Source organism: uncultured Tenacibaculum sp. (assembly GCF_947499065.1).
Classification (GTDB): Bacteria; Bacteroidota; Bacteroidia; order Flavobacteriales; family Flavobacteriaceae; genus Polaribacter.
Map to the genome: position 1 here is coordinate 324,817 of NZ_CANMMT010000004.1, position 17,218 is coordinate 342,034.

A 17,218-nucleotide genomic window follows, 5' to 3' on the forward strand; every position below is an offset into this window, starting at 1 on the left:
GTAGTAATTGTAGTAGTGCCAACAAAAGAAGTCGTAAAGTTTACGACTGGTAAAGAATTAATATTTCCTTTGTTGTTTAACATCGATTCAAATGTATACTTTTTTTTGAATTAATGCTATTCTTTTTTAATTTTTTGAAAAATAATAGGTTAGGGCTAGTGTTTACCACTAGAGAGAGGAAATAAAAAAGGCATTTACTTAGTAAATGCCTTTTTTTCTAGTTAATTTTAAACTGAAATATTTCTGAGGTTGATGTATTACCTTTAGAATCTTCAGTTATTACTCTCCAATAATATGTCGTATTAGAGCTTACATTGGTGTCTAACGAAGTTGTCGTTACTGTACCTATAGAACTAGTAGGGGGGCTTGTTGTATTTAATTGAATTGTATATTTATTGATATCATTGTCAACGTCACTACCTGTCCATTTTAAATTTACGGTTGTTGTAGTACTAGCTAAGTTAGCTCCCATAGATGGACTCACTAGATCAGCAGGAAAAGGAGCGTGTGATGAAACAGGTTTACCTGCATTATAAAACTTCCACGTATCACTTTGTGCTACCTGTGTACCTGAATTTTTTGAAACTACATACCAAGAGTATGGAGTTCCTCTGTTAATAGTGATAATCTTTTCAGAATCGCTACTTGTATATGTAGAAGTAACATCAGTGTCTAAGTTTTTTACAAAGATTTCATAATTAGTTGTGTTTGTCGCATCAGACCAATTAAATGTTACTGAACTTTGAGTATCACTAATAATAGTTCCTTCGTTGCATTCAGAATTTTGTTCAGGGAAAACTAATGTAGCTTTAGTTGGAGCTGCTGGTGGAATATCTTCCGCGCTACTACCACCTCCACAAGAAGTTAAAATTAAACCTGAAAAAAGGATAAAATATATATTACGAAAAGCCATTATTCTTTAATTATTTTAAACGATTTACTTTCATTGTTTTTTGTTACATATAAAATGTACATTCCTTTAGCTAAATCCGAAACATCGATTCTTTTTGTTTCAGAATTTGCTGATGTTTGATAAATTAAACTTCCATTCAACGCATATATATCTATTGATGCTTTTTCTTTTAAAGTACCTAAATAAACATTAATATGAGTAGTTGACGGGTTAGGGAAAGTGCTAATTTCTTCGCCTAAATAAATTGTTTTTTCAAAAATTCCTTGACAATCTTTATCACCTACAATTTTTAATGTATTCTTTCCTTGTAAAAGAGGTAATTCTATAAACGAGTTTGATGTTTTATAAGTTTTATCATTTAGCGTAATATTATAGTTTTTACTACCTTCTAATTTAAGCTCCACTGTTTTGCTTTTCTTTGCAACTTTAGAAGCAACCGTAATATCTTCTGGTTCTGTAATAACTGAATTAAAGCATATTTTATAATTAGGTTGCCCATCTACAGTAATGCAAACTTCATAAGTTGCAGCTGAAAGATTTTCAAAAGTGTGTGTTGTAGTAAATGTTTTAGTTAAAGAAACCGAATTACCAGTAAGCGTTGCTGTGTAGTTTAAATTCTTCTGAGCAGAAATTATAATACTACCATTGTTACTAGTTCTACAAGTTTCACTTAAAACTTGTAAAGAAAAGTTGTTTGCAGGTAAGGTAAATATTTCACAGCCAAAAACATCTACTTTAGCTCCTGCAGGAGTATTTGGACAGTTATCATTACTATTTAAAACACCATCACCATCAGTATCATTATTCGCAAATAAACTAGAAGGATTATTACCAAAGATTTTAAATTCTCCTGGCGCCAGTGAAATTAACCCATTAACATCAGTAATAGTTGTTTTTAAGTTGTTATTTAAAAACTCATACCAATCACCAGTTTCTTGAAATTTTGGATTTATTGATTGTGTTGTAATTCCAAAATTACCAATGATAGTAACATATTTAACTTCATTACCTGTAGCAGAAGCTTTTGTTAAATGAATGGTTTTTAAACCTGTAGTTTTATTAACATCTAAAGTGAAATCTCCAGTTCTAAAAATAGGATCTCCATTTTTTAATTTGATTAAGTCTTTCCAAGTATCATAAATAGCTTTTCTATTTGGCTCATTTTCATAATTCCAAAGAATAGGCTTATTACCAGTTCTACCATTTTCTTCAATACTTATATCATAACCTAGTTCACCAAATTGCCAAATCATTTTAGGACCTGGTATGGTAAAATAAAATGCACCAGCTACTTTCATTCTTTCTAATGCTGTTGCTAAATTCTTAACACTATAACTTGCGTTTGAATTACCGAACTGTAAGTTTTTATACATTAAGCGTTCCTCATCATGACTTTCCATATAAGAAATGTTAGCAGGAGTAGTCCAGTTTCTTTTGCGATAATCTATCCAAGAAAAATCTGATTTTCCACTATCATGATATCCTAATGTAGCTTCATTATATTGATGATTTAAATTGCTCCAAAACATAATACCTTTACCTTCGTTTAAACGATAATTCACCCATTCAGTTTCTTCTTGATTTGTTCCTAAATGTTCGAAAATAACATAGAAATTAGCATCTTTTTCCCATTGGTAATCCGCATATTCTTTTAAAACAGCAACTCTGTCTGCTTGATATGCATTTGTACAAGAATCGTTACCATCTGAACAATTTTGAGTAAAACCTTTGGTTAAATCCCAACGAAAACCATCAATTTTAAATTCGTCAATCCAGTATTGTGATGTTCTTTTTACATAATCTTTTGTAGCTTGTTTGCTATGATTAAAGTCGTTGAAAACATTGAATGAATGTTTTGCAGAAACATTAAAGAAAGGACTATCTGCTGCTGGTTGACCTCCGTAACCACCATTACTTGTATTCCACATTCTGAAATACGGATTTTGTCCTGTAGCGTGATTATAAACTACATCTAAAATAACAGCAATTCCACGTTTATGACATTCATCAATAAATTGCTTAAACGCTTCTTTTGTTCCATAGTATTTATCCAAGGCCATATGAAAAGAAGGGTTGTATCCCCATGATTCATTTCCATCAAATTCACTAACAGGCATTAATTCGATTGCGTTAACTCCTAAATTTTGGATGTAATCTAAACGGTTTTTGACAGCGTCAAAACTATGTAATTGATCAAAATCTCTTATTAATAGTTCGTAGATTACTAAATCTGTTCTAGCTGGTTTTGTAAAGTTGGTAATTTGCCAATTGTAAGCAGCTTCTCCTGTTTTGAATAAGGATACAGCATGTTCAGTTTTTCCTGTTGGATATGCTGGTAAATTCGGATAAGTTGTAGCATTAATACCAGAATCATTATTCTGATCTAATATTGTGGTAGAGTAGGGGTCAGCTATTCTTAAATCACCATCTACTAGGTATTGATAGGTGATATTTGTTTGAGGTGTTAAATTAGTTACTTCAATCCAAAAACGGTCTTTAGCACTATCTTTTTTTAATAAGTAGTTTACATCATCTCTTTGCCAATTATTAAAACTTCCAATAAGGTTTACAAATTTTTTTTGAGGAGCGTATAGTACAAAAGTAGCTTTTGTATTATCATTAGGATTTAAGTTTAATCCATCTTTCATACCATTTGGTAATGTAGCTTCTGTAACAATAGGGTCAGGAATGGCAGCCCCAACTTCAGCATACATATCTTGCGTTTTTTTGTCTCCAGAACCATCTTTTGCCTTTACTAAAAAACCTATTTTACCAATACCAGTTCTGTTGTAAAATGTGGTTGGTTTTAATGTAATTGAATATGTTCCGTTGTTGTTTTTTGTTAGTTTTTGAGCTTCATTGGAGCTTGTCCAAGTACCATTATTTGGAGCATCCATTGAATTCAAATCATTTGTATCATATGACCAACTCCATAAATATAAATCAGTAACTCCCCATGTTGCAGGATTTATATTTGAAAAAGTAATTGTTATATCATCTGTTTCATTAAACGTATTTGGATTTATAGCAAAATCAATGTTTTGTTGTTGAGAAAACAAACCTATTGATACTATAAATGTAAAAAGGGATAGTAGGATTTTTTTCATTGTAATTTGGTAGAAAAAGAAAAAGCTGGTTTAGTTATAAACCAGCCTTTTCAAAAAATTATTTAACAGTTACTGTACCTTTATTAAAATCTACAGTAATTTTATATGTACCATTTCCTGGCGATTTAACATTGCTTTCACCATCTCTAACAATCATTCCTGGATATTTAGAGCTTTCACCCCAATCGTTATCCCAAGATCCTTGCATTGGTAAAAACTTAAATTCATCAGCAGCAGTTAATACTTGATTAATTTCAAATACTCCTTCTGAAATTTTTGTAAATGGAGCTGCAGTAGTATTATCCCATCCATTAATTGATCCTACCAAATGTAGAGCAGAAGGAACAGTTACTAATGAATATGATAAGTCATTGAAATCAACTGTTACCATATAAGTACCAGCGTCAGCTACTTTTATGTTTTGTTCATCATCTTGGATAATTTTTCCTGAAGAGTTTTTATTTTCTCCCCAATCACCATCCCAAGAACCTGAAGTTGGTAACATTTTAAATTCATCACCTGCTGAGAAAGTTTGAATTCTTGTAAATACTCCATTTCCTGAAGTATTGAATTGCTGAGTTGCATCTGCATTATTCCATCCGTTATGAGCTCCAACCATGTATAAGTTATCTATTTTAGAAAGCTTAAAACTTAATGTGTTAAAGTCGATAATTACGATATAGTTTCCTGCAGTAGTAACTTTAATGTTTTGTTCACCATCTTGTACTATTTTACCAGTATTTGTTGGGTCTTCTCCCCAGTCTCCATCCCAAGAACCTGAAGTAGGTAACATTTTAAATTCGTCGTTTGCATTGAACATTTGTACTCTTGAGAATACTCCGTTTCCATCATTATAAAACTTTTGAGTTGCATCAGCATTATTCCATCCATTATGTGAACCTACCATGAATAAGTTGTCTGGCACAGCACCTTTATATGGAGTTAATGAAATAGTAATCATTTCAGATGTTCTAGATAAATCTCCCGAAGCTGTTTTTGCAATTGCTTTTATTCTAAAATCAAAGTTAGCAGCAGTATTAGCAACTCCTCCAGCAGCGATAACTGCATCATTTAAAGCTTCATGAGAAATTTCGAATGATTTGTTTTCTGTTGATCCAATATTACTTACGGTAGCAAAATTAGTTCCTCCTAGAGCCATTTCTATTTCATAAGTAATTTTAACACTACTATTATCAGCTGCCTCTGGGTCGTTCCAATTAATTGTTAATGCAGTTAAACTAGGGTCAGTATCAGATAATACTTTTGTAAATGTATTATCTGGGCTAGTTATTACAGGAACTTTTACGGCAAATTTTGATACTTGTAATAAAATAGTATTAGAAGTTTCACTACCAGCTTTTAATCTGATATAAACACCAGTTTCTGTAAATGATTTGATATTTGCATTACTTAAAACAGTATTGAATTCAGATACTGTCATTGTAAAACTATTCTTATTTGTAGTTCCTAAAAGTACAGGACTAGCAAAAGTATCTTCTAAAGCCATTTCTACCATATAATCAGTGCTACCTGTAACTTCATCAATCCAAGTAATGGTAAAAGCAGGGTTGTCTGGTAAAGAAAAGTTTAAAAATACATTTGAAATTCCAGGTGCATTCAATACAAATTTAGCTTCTGGAGTAACAATATTTAAACTTTCTTCCGTATCACAAGAGCTAAATATTAGCGTGAAAGCTAATAATATTAGGCTTAATTTATGTAAATATTTCATTTTTATTGTGATTATGTTAAAATCTATTTTTTATAAGTTTAATGGAACAAGGATATATTCTCCTGTTAAATCATTAAACCAAACATCGTAATCATCTTCAACAATTACAGGAATATCTGCACCTCCATCAGTTGCAGTTCCAGAAAATGAAGTATTACTTCCCCAAGAAGCTCCAGCTCCTGTTACAAACTTTAAATTTCCTGGAGTTAAATGTACATTACTAATATTCCAAATATGACCATCAAAAGTAGATGCTGTTAATGGGGTAGAAGCAGTGACAGCAGTTCCTTGTATAGCTAATGAGGCAGGGCTAGTTTTTCCAGTTGCATCATAAGATTTGAAAGAATACTTTTTACTAGCAAAGTTGATAGTAAGTGTATAAAAGCCAGCTGTTATCGCATTGTTATTAGCAGGGAATGTACCCGGATCTGTTCCTCCACCTGGATTTACTTCAATTGAACCAGCATATTCCCCTCCATTTAAGTTACCATCATTAGTACCCCATTGAGGTTGCCATAGACCTTTTGTTTCAAGAACTTTAAATTCACCTGCTCCAAAATAAGCAGTATAAGTATATTCGTTCTCATCGTTAGGTTTACGGAATAAAGCAGGATTATTATTGTTGTTGTTCCAGTCGGCAGCTGTTGCATTTCCAACTAAATAATAATCTTTAAACACATAGTTAAAGTATGGGTAAACCATTAAATTAATTGTGTTAGAATTTACTGGGTTTCCATTTTGAGTTCCTAGTGAAGAAACGACTCTTACATAAACAGTACTCCACTCAAAAGGATTTAAACCTGCATTTCCTGCAGCAGAATTTAATTCAGCCATAGAAAAAGTCACATCGTTTTTTCCAGTTAATGTTGTAGCAGTTACAGGTGAAGTAAAAGCTTCATCACTAGAAAATTGTACAGCATAATTAATAGCTGTTTGTTGTCCGTAATTGGCATTAGACCAATTTAAAGTTAACGCAGGAGTTGTAGTGTTAACAGGATCTAATGTGATTTTATTTATACTAACATCGGCTAAAACTGATGCAGTTCCATCGGATACTGTAAATATATCTGAAGTATCATCACAAGCATTAAACACACTAAGTGTAACTAATGCAATGACTAAACTTGTTAGTTTTAAAAATTTATTTTTCATAATTAAATGTTTTCAAATATTAGTACCCAGTATTTTGAGTTAAATTAGGATTTGAAGCTAAACTATTGCTAGGAATTGGATATACATTCATGTGGTTAGGGATAGAAATACCATTACTAGCATTTCCTTTCCATGCCCAATTGTAATTTCCACCTGTAAATCTTCCAAAACGAATTAAATCTTGTCTTCTGTGAGCTTCCCAGTGTAATTCACGAGCTCTTTCATCTAAAATAAAATCTAAAGTTAACTCAGCAGCCGTAATTGTCTGTGGGTTGTTTGCACGTGTTCTTAATTGATTTACATAGTTAAGGGCATTAGCATTTGTTCCACCAGTACCACCTCTTAAAACAGCTTCTGCATACATTAAGTATACATCTGCAAGTCTAAATAAAGGAAAATCTGTGTCTACAAACGTTTGATCGCTACCTTGTGCTCCTGTTGAAGTACGATTAGAATATTTAGCAATAATATATCCTTGATCCTGATCTGAAATATCAGTAATATTTGCATTTCTTTGTGCTGTGATTAATGTATTTCTAGAGTCATTGTTAAATACACCACCATTAAATAAGTCAGCAAATTGCTTTCTAACCCTTAAAGCACCTCCCCATCCGTTGGCACCAACACCTAACGAAACTCCATTTGATTCAATGCTACCAACTTCTCCATTAACCATAACAGTTGTTGGACCAAAGTTTTGTATTGTAATACCATCAGAAATTAAAGGAAAGATAATTTCATTTTTAGCAGGGTTAGTATTGTTATCCGCCATGAAATTGTTTAAATAATCAGGAGCTAAAGTATAACCTCCGTTAATTATTTTAGTAAGATATGTTAAAGACTCTGTATATTTATTCTGGGAAATATATACTTCTGCATTTAAGTACATTTTAGCTAATATCATCCATGCTACAGCTTTGTCAGCACGTCCATATTCGTTTGTCATTGGATCCATTAAATCTGCTTCAATAGCTTTTAGTTCACTTTCTATAAAAGTAAAAAGAGCAGCTCTATCTGCTTGTGGTGGATTAAAATTAACAACCGGATCAGTTTCAATTATCATTGGAGCTTTTCCAAATAAATCCATTAAATGATAATAAGATAATGCTCTTAATAATCTAGCCTCTGCACGAAAAGTTTTAATATTTGTTCTTGTTGCAGCAGAAACATTTCTAGCATCTAATTTAGCATCGGTAGTTTCTCTTAAAAAGTTGTTAGCAAAAGAAATTGAAACAGAAGCTCTACCAAAGAAACCATATAGTAATGGGTTTTGAGCAGTCCAAATGTTACGTTGAATTTCTCTAGTACCTGGATCGTTTTCGTACGACCAAATCATCTGATCTGCTGATAAAGTTTGTAAGTATACTAATACACGACCATATTGACTTGTACCAGCATCTAAACCTTGTACGTTTGAACTTCCAGCTCCATCTACTCCTGTTAAAGATAAATTAGCATAAACACCAGCTAAAACTTCTTTATAGGCACTTTCATTTTTAAATAACTCCTCACTTAATACAGTTTGATCATCTTGTGGTGTAATATCTAAATCTTTAGTACACGAAGAAACAACCAAAGCTATACTTGCTAAGAAAGCTATGAACTTTATTGATTGAATATATTTTTTCATTTTTTTAGTATTAAAATTTAATATTAGTACCGATAAGGAAGTTTCTTGGTCTTGGATATATAGTATTATCAATTCCTCCAAATACCTCAGGGTCTAAACCACTATAGTTTGTAATAGTAAATACATTTTGCACCCCAGCCCAAATACGAATACTATTTTTTGAAAACTTTTTAATAGGTCTATCAAATGTATAACCAATAGTAATATTATCCATTCTTAAGAATGATGCATTTTCTATAAAGATGTCAGAATTTAAAACATCTGAAGTATTTACAAAGTCAGTAGCTAAAACTGAAGTAGGTATATTACCTAATACTTCATTATCTTTTAATAAAGCATATTGTGCTCTAGCAGAATTTACATTGTTATAAACATAATTTCCAATATTAGCTCTTAAGTTGAAAGATAAATCAAAATTCTTGTAGTTAAAGTTTGATTGGAAACCGAAAATTAAATCAGCAGCAGGGTTTTCTTTTAAATAACGATCATCGTCATTTATAATTCCATCACCATTTAAGTCAGCATAAGCCCCTTCTATAGGTTTTCCTGCACTATTATATAGTTGTTTGAATACGTAAAAAGAGTTTGGAGCAAATCCTTCTCTTAAAAGTTGAATTTTATTACCTGTACCTCCAGAGATATCTCCTGTTCTAATATCACTATTATTTGATAAAGCAGTAATTTTTCTATCAAGATATGTAACATTAGAAGTAAAATTCCAATTAATATCTTCAGTTTTTATAATATCACCATTAAAAGTGAATTCAATACCGTTAATTTCTAAATCACCAACATTTTGAATTACTTGATTACTAAAGTTAATACCATCAGGTAAACCTGTGTTAAATAATAAGTCTGTTGATTTTTTATTAAAATAGTTTAAAGAACCGTCAAATCTATTGTTAAATAATCCATAATCAATACCAAATTCTAAAGTAGCAGTCTCTTCCCACTTTAAGTTAGGGTTAATAACTGAAGGAATCGTAGCTTTAATAGGATTATTACCAAATTGGAATTGTGAATTCTGATTTCCAAAACGATACCTGTTTAAATATACATCATTAATGTCTGGTAAATTTTGTTGTCCAGTTAAACCGTAACTAACTCTTAATTTTAAATCAGAGATAACATCAGACCCCTTTAAGAAGTCTTCTTCACTTATTTTCCAAGCTAAAGCAGCACCTCCAAAGTCTCCCCATCTATTATTACTACTAAAACGTGAAGTTCCATCTTTACGATAGTTTAAAGTAAGTAAATATTTATCTAAATAATCAACTTTTACTCTACCAAAGAAACCAATGTTTACAACGTTAGGTTCTGCAAATGTTGTTGCAAAAGATGTAGGGTTTAGTATATTTCCTGATTCACCACCAGAATATTTAAATCTTTGGTAAGAATATCCAGCAGTAATATCAAAATTTACTTTTTCTAATTCTTTAGTATAATTTAAATATGTATCTAATAATTCATTGCTTCTTTGTGAGTATTTAGATGATCTTTCACCAGCAAAACGTAATATCGGATTAGCATTTCCAAGATCAAAAGGTTTAGAGAAAGTTGAACTACCTTCAGATTTATCAAAACCAACATTAACTACAGCCCTCAAATCTGGAAAGAAGTGAAGTTTATAATCAAAACTTAAATTCCCAAAATGTCTAAAAACTTTACCATTACTATTAGCTTGTAATAATGCAGCTACAGGGTTCTGAGTTCCATTTAAAACTACATCTCCATTTCTATGTTGGTAAAAACCTCCAAATGGAGAAGAAGGATCATAAATAGGTTGTGTAGGATCGTAACGTAAAGCTGCTCCTATTTGTCCTTGAGCGTCTGCAAATCTACTATCTTCAAAATTTCTATTATAATTTAAGCTTATTTTTAAATGATCATCTAATATTGTAGGGTTCATCGATAACGATATAGTTTTTCTATCAAAGTTAGATGTTAATACGTTTCCTTCTTGATTTGCAAACCCTAAAGATAACCTAGTAGGGATAGCTCCGAAGATTTGACCTTTAGCAGTTAAATTAGTAAGAGAAGAACCTGTAGATCTAAAAATTTCATCTTGCCAATTTGTATTCGCTGTACCTAATAAGCCAGTATCTCCTGGTCTTCTTTGTTGGATTAAGCTTCTAAAAGCATCTGCAGAAAAAACATTCACTCTATTTCTAATTTCACCATAAGTAAATTGGTAATCTAAATCTAAAGTGAAATCTCTTTTACCTTTTTTAGTTGTAATGATAATTACACCATTTGAGGCACGTGAACCATAAATAGCTGTAGCAGAAGCATCTTTTAATACAGAGAATGATTCTATATCATTTGGGTTTATATTCGCTAAAATACCACGAGACCCTTCAACACTTTTTTCTTCAATAGGTAAACCATCTATAATTATTAAAGGATTGTTAGAGGCACTGATAGAAGAACCACCACGAATTCTGATTTCAGAACCAGAACCTGGTGCACCACTTGTTTTAATTTCTACACCAGAAACTCGTCCGCTTAATAAGTTTTCTGGAGTTACAACATTACCTTTTGTAAAATCTTTTGCTGTAATAGCTTCTACAGAACCTGTAGCATCTTTTACTGTAGTAGTACCGTAACCAACTACAACAACTTCATCTAAGTTTTGGTTGTCGTTTTCTAACGAAACATTGATTGCGGTTTGATTACCTACTAATACTTCTTTTGTTTTTAAACCTATAAAGGAATAAATTAGAACATCTGTAGGTTTAACATTTTGAATACTATAATTACCATCAAAGTCGGTTTCAGTACCTTTAATTGTCCCTTTTATGATAATACTTACACCGGGTAAAGGTTCACCCGTGTCTTTTTCTGTAACTTTACCTTTAACAGTTTGTTGGGCAAACATTGTTATAGAGGAAAGTAGTAGAATTCCACTGAACAATAATTTTAAATTTTTCATGTATAAATTATTAAATAATAACTGTAAATTTGATTAATAAGCAATCAATAATTTAAATTCCACTCCGTGAAGGTAGTCATTAAAATGTCTTTCTAGGTACTATTAATGCTGCGAAAACGTTTTCGTGTTAATAACTTTTTTACTTTAACTTAACATATCGATAATATTAACCGAAAAATTTATCAGTTTTGTAAAATATGAAGCCAAAAATTACCATAAAGATAATAGCGAAAGAGTTAGGTGTATCTGTTTCAACAGTTTCTAAAGCTTTGAGAGACAGTTATGAGATTAGTAAGGAGACAAAAGATCGTATAAAAGCATATGCCGATTACTATAATTATAGACCTAATAATTTAGCCCTACAATTAAGAAATCAGAAAACAAAAGTTATTGGTATTATTTTACCCAAAATTGTACACCACTTTTTTTCAACAGTTATTAAAGGTATTGAAGACGAGGCGAATAAAAGAGGGTATAATATCATGGTTTGTTTTTCTAATAATAATGAGAAGAAAGAAGCAGAAACTATAGATGTTTTAACTAATGGAAGTGTTGATGGTTTATTAGTTTCAATAGCAAAAGAAACACTAGAAAATAATACTTTCTCTCATTTTGAAAGATTAACGGAAAATGAAGTTCCTTTAGTGTTGTTTGATAGAACGCACGCATCCATAAATTGTGATAAAGTAATAGTCGATGATATAGGGGCTGGATATAAAGCAACTAAATATTTATTAGATTTAGGTTGTAAAAAAATAGCAATTATAACTACTCCTGAGCATGTAACAGTAGGTTTACATAGAGAGCAAGGTTATGAAAAAGCATTAAAAGAACAAGGAGAAGTTATTGATAGGGATTTAATTATTGAAGTAGATGAAGAGAAGGATATTTATACTCAAATAAAAGAATTGTTTAAGCATGAGGTAGATGCTGTGTTTGCTGTAAACGAAATTTATGCAGCTATCGCTATACGAATAGCAAAAGAAAAAGGTTTGAGAGTACCTGAAGATATTTCAATAGTCGGATTTACAGATGGTTTAATATCAGAATATTCATCACCATCTATTACTACGGTTGTTCAACATGGGTTTACTATGGGGAAACAAGCAGCAGAAATGTTAATAGATAGAATAGAGAATGGAGATGATAAAAAAAGGTTTCAAACAAAAGTGATTTCCAGTAACTTGAAGATTAGAGAATCTACGAAATCGTAATAGTAACTTTTTTTTATAGTTAACAATCTAAGTTATATCTTTATCACGACAAAAAGACTTATCAATAATTTTTATTCCACAAATAAATAGATAAGTCATAGCGCTTATCGTAGTATAAACTAATTAATTACGATAATGAAAAAGCGTAAATTAAGTTTCTGGGAAATTTGGAACATGAGTTTCGGTTTCTTAGGGATTCAGTTCGGTTTTGCCTTACAAGGAGGCTTTATGTCTCGAATATTTCAAACTCTTGGTGCTGCTAAGGATGACATTCCTATGCTTTGGATTGCAGCTCCATTAACAGGATTATTAGTTCAACCAGTTATAGGGTATCTAAGTGATAGAACTTGGAGTGTGAAATGGGGGAGAAGGCGTCCTTATTTTTTAATAGGAGCTATTTTAAGTTCCTTAGCATTATTTTTAGTACCGCATTCTCCAGCTTTATGGATTGCTGCTGGTTTCTTATGGATTTTAGATGCGTCAATTAATGTATCTATGGAACCATTTAGAGCTTTGGTAGCAGATAAGTTGCCAGAATCTCAGCGTTCTTATGGGTTTGTTGTACAAACATTAATTATAGGTATTGGAACTTGGGTAGCAAGTAATTTACCGTGGATGGTTTCACAATTTGGAGTAAGTGATTCTGCTGCTTCAGGAGTGGTACCAATGTCGGTAAAAGTAGCCTTTGCAATTGGAGCTTTTGTTTTCTTAATAAGTATTCTTTACACAGTTTTTACTACTTCAGAGTATCCGCCAGAGGATATGGAAGCTTTTGAAAAAGAAAAAGCTAAGAAGAATCAATTTATTCCAGATATTTTAAATAATGTAGGAAGTATGCCTTCGACTATGAAAAGATTAGGAGTAATACAATTCTTTAGTTGGTTTGCTTTTTTTACTATGTGGAGTATGGCAAACCCTGCTCTTACAGAACACGTGTTTAAAACGCCTGCGCCAATAGAAGCGAACTATGATATGGCTGTGGCTGCACAAGCAGAAGCATTTAATGTAGCGAATACAGCATTTCAAAAATCATCAAACTTGGTGGGGTCATATATGGGGACATATGGATTATCATCAATGGCTTTTGCATTATTATTAGTGTTATATACATCAAAAAGAAGAATTAATAGGAAGTATGTTCACATGGTTTCTTTAATCCTTGGGGGATTAGGTTTCTTAATGATGAAGTTTATACCATCGCCAGAATATTTAACAATCTCATTTGTTTTAATAGGATTTTCTTGGGGAAGTATCTTGTCAATGCCGTATGCAATGTTGTCAAGTTCCGTTGATCCCAAAAAAATGGGAGTAATTATGGGAATATTCAATATGTTTATTGTTATACCTCAGATAGTTGCTGCCTTAGGAGGAGTTAATTTTATTTCTGGTTTATTAGGGGAAGAAGCTATTAATGCAATGACAGTAGCTGGGGTAAGTTTACTATTAGCTGGTTTAGCAAACTTCTTAATAACAAACCCTAAAGCAATTACTTACCAAACAGTAGAAGAATAAAAATGAAGAAAGGATTTATTTTCGATTTAGACGGTGTTATTGTTGACACCGCAAAATATCATTTTCTAGCTTGGAAAAAATTAGCAAATGATATAGGAATTGATTTTACCGAAACTCAAAACGAACAATTAAAAGGAGTAAGTAGAGTAAAATCTTTAGAAAAAATATTGTCTTGGGGGAATAAAACAATCCCAGAAGACGAATTTATGGAACTAATGGCAAAAAAAAATAATGATTATTTGAGTTATATAGCCAAGATGGATGAAAGTGAGATTTTGCCAGATGTTCCTAAAGTATTGAATTACTTAAAAAAAGAAGACCAGCCAATATCGCTGGGGTCAGCAAGTAAAAATGCTAGACAAATTTTAAAAAAGGTGAATTTAATTTCAGATTTCAATGCTGTTGTTGATGGTAATGATGTATCAAAAGCAAAACCGGATCCAGAAGTGTTTTTAAATGCTGCGAAATTGTTAGAAATAACTCCAGAAAACTGTATTGTTTTTGAAGATTCTTTAGCAGGAGTTCAAGCTGCTAACAATGCAAACATGATATCAATAGGTATTGGAGATAAAGATGTTTTAAAAGAAGCAGATTATGTTTTTAGTGATTTTACAGAGATAAGCATCGCTTTTTTAAAAGAGTTAATAGAGAAATAGAATACAAAACTTAAGTAGAGTTTTAAAAAATAGAATGATTTAAAATGAATCAAGATTATATCAAATCCAACGAATGGAGTATTATAGAAGAGGGATTTAATGCAGAACGTGTAAAATCATCAGAAAGCCTTTTCAGTATTGGAAATGGGGCTATGGGGCAACGCGCCAATTTTGAAGAAACATATACAGGAGACACTTTTCAAGGAAGTTATATCGCAGGGGTTTATTACCCAGATAAAACAAGAGTTGGATGGTGGAAGAATGGTTATCCAGAATATTTTGCAAAAGTTTTAAATGCTCCAAACTGGATAGGAATTAACGTAAAAGTAAATGACGAACAAGTAGATTTAAATACCTGTTCAAAAATTACAGAATTCAGAAGAGAGTTAAATATGAAGGAAGGTTGGTTATCAAGAACCTTCAAAGCGACTTTACAAAATGGAATAGAAATTTCTGTAGAAGCAAAACGTTTTTTAAGTTTAGAATTAGATGAAGTAGGTGCTATTAAGTATACAATAACTCCGTTAAATTCTAATGCCACAATTAGTTTTGAGCCATATTTAGATAGTGGAATTACTAATGAAGATACAAACTGGGATGCGAAATTCTGGAACACTCTAAATGTATCAACAGAAGGAAATCAAGCATTTATAGAGGCGCATACAATGAAAACTAAGTTTCATACTTGTACATTCATGGAGTCTCAATTAGAATTGAATGGAAAACAACTAAGTATTCAGCCAAAAGTAGTAAAGTCAGAAAAGAAAGTTTCTTTTAATTATACAACTGAGGTTAAGGAGAAAGAAAGTTATACCATATTTAAGTTTGCTGGATATACTGCTGATAGAAATCATGATAAAAGCGAGTTAGTTTTAGCTGCAAAATCAGTTTTAATAAAAGCTACGTCATTAGGATTTAATGACTTGCTAGAACTACAGAAAAACTCTTGGGCAAAGATTTGGGAAACTTCAGATATAACAATCTCTGGAGATGTAAAAGCTCAACAAGGAATTAGATTTAATATTTTTCAATTAAATCAAACTTATTTAGGTACTGATCCTTTATTGAATATAGGGCCTAAAGGGTTTACAGGAGAAAAATACGGAGGAAGTACTTATTGGGATACCGAAGCATATTGTATACCATTTTACATGGCTACAAAAGACGAAAAAGTAGCAAGAAACTTGTTAGAATATCGTTATCATCATTTAGATAGAGCCATAGAAAATGCAGAAAAGCTTGGATTTACCAATGGAGCTGCATTGTATCCAATGGTAACAATGAATGGAGAAGAATGTCATAACGAGTGGGAAATTACTTTTGAAGAGATTCATAGAAATGGAGCTATAGCGTTTGCTATTTACAATTATTTCAGGTATACAGGAGACTATTCATATATACCAGAAAAAGGATTAGAAGTACTTATTGGAATTGCGCGTTTTTGGCAGCAAAGAGCTACATTCTCAACTGCAAAAGATAAGTATGTAATTCTTGGAGTAACAGGTCCAAATGAGTATGAAAATAATGTAAACAATAACTGGTATACAAATTATACTGCCAAATGGTGTATAGAATATGCTTTAGAAAGCATTGCTAAAGTAGCTAAGGACTATGCTAAAGATTACGAGCGAATTTTAGAAAAAACTCAAATAACTAATGAAGAGTTAGAAGCTTGGAAAAAAGTAGCAGAAAATATGTATTTCCCGTATTCGGAAAAGCATGACGTATTCTTACAACAAGATGGATTTTTAGATAAAGAATTGGTGTCAGTGGCAGATTTAGATAAGTCACAAAGACCAATTAATCAAAAATGGAGTTGGGATCGAATATTAAGATCACCATATATTAAGCAAGCAGATATATTACAAGGTTTCTATTTCTTTGAAGATCATTTTTCAAAAGAACAATTAGAGAAACACTTCGATTTTTATGAACCATTTACAGTTCACGAAAGCTCATTGTCGCCTTGTGTACATAGTATTCAAGCAGCTAAATTAGATAGAATGGATCAAGCATATGAGTTCTATTTACGTACTTCTCGTTTAGATTTAGATGACTATAACAAAGAAGTAGAAGAAGGGCTACACATTACTTCAATGGCAGGAACTTGGATGAGTATTGTTGAAGGTTTTGGAGGAATGAGAATTAAAGAAAATAAACTTTCATTCGAACCAAAGATTCCTAAGCAATGGGATGGATACTCTTTTAAAGTTAACTTTAGAAATCAAATATTAAAAGTATCTGTAAATCACGAAAAGACTGAATTTGAATTAGAAGGAACTGAAGAATTAGAAGTTTTATTCGAATCAAAAAGCATAAAAATATCCCCTAATAGTATGATTACTGTGTAATCAAAATTAATCCCTCACA

At 31.7% G+C, this 17,218-nt stretch carries 10 protein-coding genes; 4 read left to right on the plus strand and 6 right to left on the minus strand.

What is annotated here, in order from left to right; translation table 11 throughout:
- Positions 1 to 217: 217 nt before the first annotated feature.
- The 6 genes from Q0958_RS11090 to Q0958_RS11115 are packed head-to-tail and all read right to left on the minus strand — an operon-like array spanning position 218 to position 11,466.
- Positions 218 to 913, minus strand: a complete 696-nt coding sequence (locus Q0958_RS11090) for a hypothetical protein (RefSeq protein ID WP_299123010.1) — start codon at positions 911 to 913, stop codon at positions 218 to 220.
- Positions 913 to 4,020, minus strand: a complete 3,108-nt coding sequence (locus Q0958_RS11095) for an alpha-amylase family glycosyl hydrolase (protein WP_299123013.1) — start codon at positions 4,018 to 4,020, stop codon at positions 913 to 915. The genes Q0958_RS11090 and Q0958_RS11095 overlap by 1 nt, the downstream gene beginning before the upstream one ends.
- A gap of 58 nt (positions 4,021 to 4,078) precedes the next feature.
- Positions 4,079 to 5,752 (minus strand): SusE domain-containing protein, encoded by a 1,674-nt coding sequence (locus tag Q0958_RS11100; protein ID WP_299123015.1) that lies wholly within the window; start codon positions 5,750 to 5,752, stop codon positions 4,079 to 4,081.
- A 30-nt stretch (positions 5,753 to 5,782) separates the two neighbouring features.
- Positions 5,783 to 6,904, minus strand: a complete 1,122-nt coding sequence (locus tag Q0958_RS11105) for a SusE domain-containing protein (protein WP_299123017.1) — start codon at positions 6,902 to 6,904, stop codon at positions 5,783 to 5,785.
- A gap of 19 nt (positions 6,905 to 6,923) precedes the next feature.
- Positions 6,924 to 8,534: a RagB/SusD family nutrient uptake outer membrane protein gene (locus Q0958_RS11110; protein WP_299123019.1), complete on the minus strand. Its 1,611-nt coding sequence runs from the start codon at positions 8,532 to 8,534 to the stop codon at positions 6,924 to 6,926.
- Positions 8,535 to 8,544: 10 nt separating this feature from the next.
- Positions 8,545 to 11,466, minus strand: coding sequence for a SusC/RagA family TonB-linked outer membrane protein (locus Q0958_RS11115; protein ID WP_299123021.1), 2,922 nt, complete (start codon positions 11,464 to 11,466; stop codon positions 8,545 to 8,547).
- Positions 11,467 to 11,663: 197 nt separating this feature from the next.
- On the opposite strand from Q0958_RS11115, the gene Q0958_RS11120 reads away from it, so the two are divergent.
- From Q0958_RS11120 to Q0958_RS11135, 4 genes are all read left to right on the plus strand, one after another.
- The gene (locus Q0958_RS11120) at positions 11,664 to 12,680 is read left to right on the plus strand and encodes a LacI family DNA-binding transcriptional regulator (protein WP_299123023.1); all 1,017 of its coding nucleotides are present in this window, start codon (positions 11,664 to 11,666) and stop codon (positions 12,678 to 12,680) included.
- A 135-nt stretch (positions 12,681 to 12,815) separates the two neighbouring features.
- Positions 12,816 to 14,192 carry an MFS transporter gene (locus Q0958_RS11125; RefSeq protein WP_299123025.1) on the plus strand — a complete coding sequence of 459 codons (1,377 nt, stop codon included), beginning with the start codon at positions 12,816 to 12,818 and terminating at the stop codon, positions 14,190 to 14,192.
- A gap of 2 nt (positions 14,193 to 14,194) precedes the next feature.
- Positions 14,195 to 14,848, plus strand: coding sequence for a beta-phosphoglucomutase (gene pgmB, locus Q0958_RS11130; RefSeq protein ID WP_299123027.1), 654 nt, complete (start codon positions 14,195 to 14,197; stop codon positions 14,846 to 14,848).
- A 44-nt stretch (positions 14,849 to 14,892) separates the two neighbouring features.
- The gene (locus Q0958_RS11135) at positions 14,893 to 17,199 is read left to right on the plus strand and encodes a glycoside hydrolase family 65 protein (RefSeq protein WP_299123029.1); all 2,307 of its coding nucleotides are present in this window, start codon (positions 14,893 to 14,895) and stop codon (positions 17,197 to 17,199) included.
- Positions 17,200 to 17,218: the final 19 nt, after the last annotated feature.

What these genes read in the sequence shown, in the direction of transcription:
- Q0958_RS11125 (WP_299123025.1), top strand. Translation starts at nt 12,816, where the DNA reads ATGAAAAAGCGTAAATTAAGTTTCTGGGAAATTTGGAACATGAGTTTC.
- Q0958_RS11090 (WP_299123010.1), bottom strand. Translation starts at nt 913, where the DNA reads ATGGCTTTTCGTAATATATATTTTATCCTTTTTTCAGGTTTAATTTTA.
- pgmB (WP_299123027.1), top strand. Translation starts at nt 14,195, where the DNA reads ATGAAGAAAGGATTTATTTTCGATTTAGACGGTGTTATTGTTGACACC.
- Q0958_RS11100 (WP_299123015.1), bottom strand. Translation starts at nt 5,752, where the DNA reads ATGAAATATTTACATAAATTAAGCCTAATATTATTAGCTTTCACGCTA.
- Q0958_RS11135 (WP_299123029.1), top strand. Translation starts at nt 14,893, where the DNA reads ATGAATCAAGATTATATCAAATCCAACGAATGGAGTATTATAGAAGAG.
- Q0958_RS11105 (WP_299123017.1), bottom strand. Translation starts at nt 6,904, where the DNA reads ATGAAAAATAAATTTTTAAAACTAACAAGTTTAGTCATTGCATTAGTT.
- Q0958_RS11095 (WP_299123013.1), bottom strand. Translation starts at nt 4,020, where the DNA reads ATGAAAAAAATCCTACTATCCCTTTTTACATTTATAGTATCAATAGGT.
- Q0958_RS11110 (WP_299123019.1), bottom strand. Translation starts at nt 8,534, where the DNA reads ATGAAAAAATATATTCAATCAATAAAGTTCATAGCTTTCTTAGCAAGT.
- Q0958_RS11115 (WP_299123021.1), bottom strand. Translation starts at nt 11,466, where the DNA reads ATGAAAAATTTAAAATTATTGTTCAGTGGAATTCTACTACTTTCCTCT.
- Q0958_RS11120 (WP_299123023.1), top strand. Translation starts at nt 11,664, where the DNA reads ATGAAGCCAAAAATTACCATAAAGATAATAGCGAAAGAGTTAGGTGTA.